The organism is Methylobacterium sp. M6A4_1b (assembly GCF_053345175.1).
The window spans coordinates 1-4,162 of record NZ_JBKEZQ010000067.1 but is presented as its reverse complement, the minus strand read 5'-3'; the positions used below and the strand labels follow the sequence as shown (position 1 = coordinate 4,162).

At 62.1% G+C, this 4,162-nt stretch carries 1 protein-coding gene and 3 pseudogenes; 3 read left to right on the top strand and 1 reads right to left on the bottom strand.

The window, feature by feature from the left end:
- Nucleotides 1-874: pseudogene (locus tag ACLBWX_RS22950) on the top strand (IS3 family transposase); the annotation flags it as partial.
- 476 nt (nt 875-1,350) lie between these two features.
- Nucleotides 1,351-2,163: a class I SAM-dependent methyltransferase gene (locus ACLBWX_RS22945; protein ID WP_447679218.1), complete on the top strand. Its 813-nt coding sequence runs from the start codon at nt 1,351-1,353 to the stop codon at nt 2,161-2,163.
- A 66-nt stretch (nt 2,164-2,229) separates the two neighbouring features.
- Here the strand turns inward: ACLBWX_RS22945 and ACLBWX_RS22940 are convergent.
- Nucleotides 2,230-2,625, bottom strand: a pseudogene (locus ACLBWX_RS22940) (IS701 family transposase); the annotation flags it as partial.
- A 177-nt stretch (nt 2,626-2,802) separates the two neighbouring features.
- Here ACLBWX_RS22940 and ACLBWX_RS22935 point away from each other — a divergent pair.
- A pseudogene (locus tag ACLBWX_RS22935) lies at nt 2,803-4,112 on the top strand (IS701 family transposase).
- Nucleotides 4,113-4,162 lie beyond the last annotated feature (50 nt).

Here is a 4,162-nt window from a genome sequence, read left to right as displayed (position 1 = left end):
ACAAGCACATCCTGTGAGGCACGTGCTCGCAAAAAAAGCTCTGACGCCTGCTCGGCGACGCGAACTCGTGCACCAAGTTCAGGAGGCGCACGGAGCGAGCGGCGCGGCTGCGTCGCGCTCGGCGTCGGCCGGTCGAGCATCCGCTACCGCTCGACCAAGCCCGATCAGGCACCGCTGCGGATGCGCATCTGTGATCTGGCCAAGAGCCGGGTGCGCTACGGCTATTTTCGAATCTACATCCTGCTGCGCCGAGAGGGTTGGCGGGTGAACCATAAGAGGGTTCATCGTCTCTACCGGGACGAGGGGCTTCAGCCTGCGGCTCAAGCGACCGCGCCGGAACGTCAGCGCGGCACACCGTGAGCGTCAGCCTGCTGCGCTCCGGCCGAACGAGCGTTGGTCGATGGACTTCGTCTCCGACGCGCTGTTCGACGGTCGCCGGCTGCGGGCCTTGACGGTCGTCGATGCGTTCACGCGCGAGGCTCTGGCGATCGAGGTCGACCAAGGCATCAAAGGCGAGCAGGTCGTGGCCGTCGTCGGCCGCTTGGCGCTGCTGCGCGGAGCACCATGCGCCATTCAGGTCGATAACGGGCCTGAGTTCGTCTCGAAAGCTCTCGACCGCTGGGCCTACGAGAATGGTGTCACGTTGGACTTCTCACGGCCCGGCAAGCCGACCGACAACGCGCTGGTCGAGTCGTTCAACGGGCGGCTGCGCGACGAGTGCTTGATCGCGAACTGGTTCTTGTCGTTGGCCGACGCGAGGAGCAAGATCGAGACGTGGCGGCGGCACTACAACGAGAGCCGACCTCACACCGCCCTGGGGTGGCGAACGCCTCAGGAATTCGCCCTGGCGGCAGCCCGACAGGCCGCCGAATGAGATCCGGAGGCTCACCTTTCGGCCGGACCAAAATCCGGGGGACCCTCATCACAACCCGAGAACATGCAAAGGCCGTGGACCACAAACCGGGCCAACTCCAGGAGGTCGTGAAGTGGAGCTTGCGTCGGACCACTTCGACGAGGGCTGACCACGTGGGTCTGACCGGAGCGAATTCGTCCGAGGTTCATGAGAAAGGCGTCGACTTAATAGACCGGTGGGCCGACAAGTGGTGCGACTCAGATGGGCCACGCTCGACTGATTCGGAGTTCACCCGGAGGCCGGCATGACTCACCCGACTTCTGCAGTGCTCTGGTGCTTAGCACTAACAAAAATCAGCGATCGCCGAGACACAGATGCGGTTCGCGAACACGACCTACTATCAGGATAGACAAGTCAGCGGGCGACTTAGCAATTGTCTGCGCGTCTTGTTTCGTGCTTTCTGAATCGGGTTGATTCATCGATGACGGAAAATCAGTATGACGATGCTACGAACCAGGTTTCTCCAAGATCCTTTCACATTGCGGCATGTCTTAGATCTGGAGGGGTGCCTCTCAATCAGCGATCTGGTGCTCAAGCGCTGCGGAGACGGCGGCCCATACACTCGCGCGCTATCCCTGCTTTGTCGAGACGGTGCGCAGGATCGTAACTTTATTCTTGCTGGGCTAGCGGAGACCATTATTGGTGTCGACGAGTCCCCGAACATGATCATAAGCGCCAAATCCGTCCCATCCGATCAAATCACCTATTTCAATCCTCCTCTGAGCAAGATTGACTTGAATGAGCCTGTGTCACTGGTCTATAGCTTTGATAGTTTGGCGGATGCCGAAGACCTGGAGGGCGCATTAGAGCTAGCTTGGAGAGTGTTGAGGCCCGGTGCCGCATTCGCAGTAATTGGTTATTTTGAATCCAAAAACGGTCCGAGCGATCAAGATCTTGCGGCGATGCTTCCGCTGCTTTCTTCAGTCCCGCCCAAGCTTCTGAGCGCTCCAGACGGCGAAATCGAGGAGCGCATCCGCTTACTAATCAGCGAGGTAACCCCTCGGCACTCTGGTGATGTGTTGAAAGCTGCGATCGAAGCTCGATTTGGCAATTACGAGACGGTCGAGCTTGGCAGCTTCCTGCCGTACCTTCTGTGGCGCTGCACGCTCGGCAGTCTTTCCTACGAAAGCGATGCGAACGTGAGCCTAGTTCTCATGACCCAAGTCATCGAACGTCAACTTATTCAATCTCGAATCATCCAGCCCTCGTTGAAGTTGCTTATCGCACGTAAAATGAGCATCAGGCAATGATTGGAGTGGCACAGGACTAGCACTACGTCGGGAAACTATTTTTACAGTGACCGGTGGAGGACGGCATCACAGTGCCGGCATCCCCAGGATGGCGCTTGGCTGAAATGATCGAGGATGGCTTGGCGGATCGCCGCCATCGAGGGTTGGGGCGGTACGTACGTGATTCTTTCTTCCGCCCCGCCGCACCGAGGCACTGGGACTGCAGGAAGGCGTATGCAATCATCGTCACCAGTGCGTGTCGATGTAGTCCGGTCCAGGATCAACCCTCGAAGGGGCGAAGCCGAGTTCCTCCTTCATCTACTGATGCGCCTGCTCGCAGATTCTGCGCGCCTTGATCTTGGGGGCGAACTGCTCGAGGGTCGCGTCGGCGGGCAGATTCGCGGGGTAGAGCTTACGTTCGCCCGAGTTGCGCTTCTCGCGCACCAGCCAGACGGCTTCCCCGGGCAGGTGCTGGTTGGACTTGCACCGGTTTAATGGGGAGCGGTTTGGTGGGCGATGCCCCTTTCGAACAGGATGGGGCTGGTGAAGCCAAGCGCCGAGTGACGGCGACGGGGAATCTAACACTACTTTGGCAGATTGAGGGAACGCGGGAGGTTTTTGCGGATTCGCATGCCACGGTCATGAGCGTGGGTGCGCGCGATGTCAGGTGCTGGCGGATGGCGTGACGATCTGGATCGATGGCTGCAGCCGTTCCTGGCGGGCCTGTCGCATTCGGCACGCCGGGCGATGTGCCCCCTCTACGTGGCCGGTCTGATCGGCCTTGGCGACCGCAAGAGCGTCCAGCCGATAGCGGCGCGGAACGATGGGGTTCCCTATGATCGGCTGCACCACTTCATCGCCGCCGGGATCTGGGATGAGGCGCCGCTTCAGCAGGCGCTTCTCTACGAGGCCGATCGCTTGGTCGGCGGTGCAGATGCGATCCTCGTCGTCGACGACACCGCCTTGCCGAAGAAGGGCAACAACTCGGTCGGGGTCGCGCCGCAATACGCCACCACGCTGGGCAAGACCGCCAACTGCCAGACGCTGGTGTCGCTCACGCTGGCGCGCGGCGAGGTGCCCGTGGCGGTCGGCCTGGCGCTGTTCCTGCCCGAGACCTGGACGGCCGACCCGGACCGGATGGCCAGGGCCGGCGTTCCCGAGGATCGGCGCGCAGCCCGCACCAAGCTGGAGATCGCGGTCACGGAGATCGATCGGGTCCGAGAGGGTGGCGTGCGCTTCGGCTGTGTGCTGGTCGATGCGGGTTATGGCTGCTCCGCCCCGTTCCGACAGGCCCTGAGCGCGCGGCCTGAGATGGGCCGTCGGGATTTCGGGACGCAACAAGGTCTACCCGGCCGACGTGGCGATGATCTTCCCCGTCTCGGGGCGTGGGCGACCGCGCCAGCGTCATGTGCCGGATCAGGTCTCCGTCGCGGCCGAGGCGATCCTGGCAGACATGACCGGCCGGTCGGTGACCTGGCGGCACGGGACCAAGGGTCGGCTGCGGGCTCGCTTCTGTGCGTTGCGCATCCGGATGGCAGACGGTCCGACGCAACGGATCGGTACACAAGGCAACCAGCACCTGCCCGGGGAAGCCGTCTAGCTGGTGCGCGAGGAGCGAGGAGCGAGGCTCGGGCGAGCGCAAGTTCTATCTCTCGAACCTGGCCGCCGACGCGACCCTCAAGCAGCTCGCCGCTACGATCAAGGCGCGCTGGATCTGCGAGCAGGCCCACCAGCAGATGAAGGAGGAACTCGGCCTCGACCACTTCGAGGGCCGATCCTGGACGGGACTGCATCGACACGCGCTGATGACGATGATGGCCTACGCCTTCCTCCAGTCCCGCCGCCTCGCAGCGGCGGGGCGGAAAAAAAAGAATCGCCTGCCCACCGCCTCAGCCCTCGATGCCGGCGATCCGACAGGCCATCCTGGATCACCTCAGTCGGCCACCACCGCGGCGATGCCCGCACTGTGATGCTGTGCTCAATCAACCACCTTGAGATCAATCTGCCAAAGTAGTGCTAG

Excerpts from the sequence above, each read along its gene's own strand:
- ACLBWX_RS22945 (WP_447679218.1), top strand. The coding sequence starts at position 1,351 with ATGACGATGCTACGAACCAGGTTTCTCCAAGATCCTTTCACATTGCGG.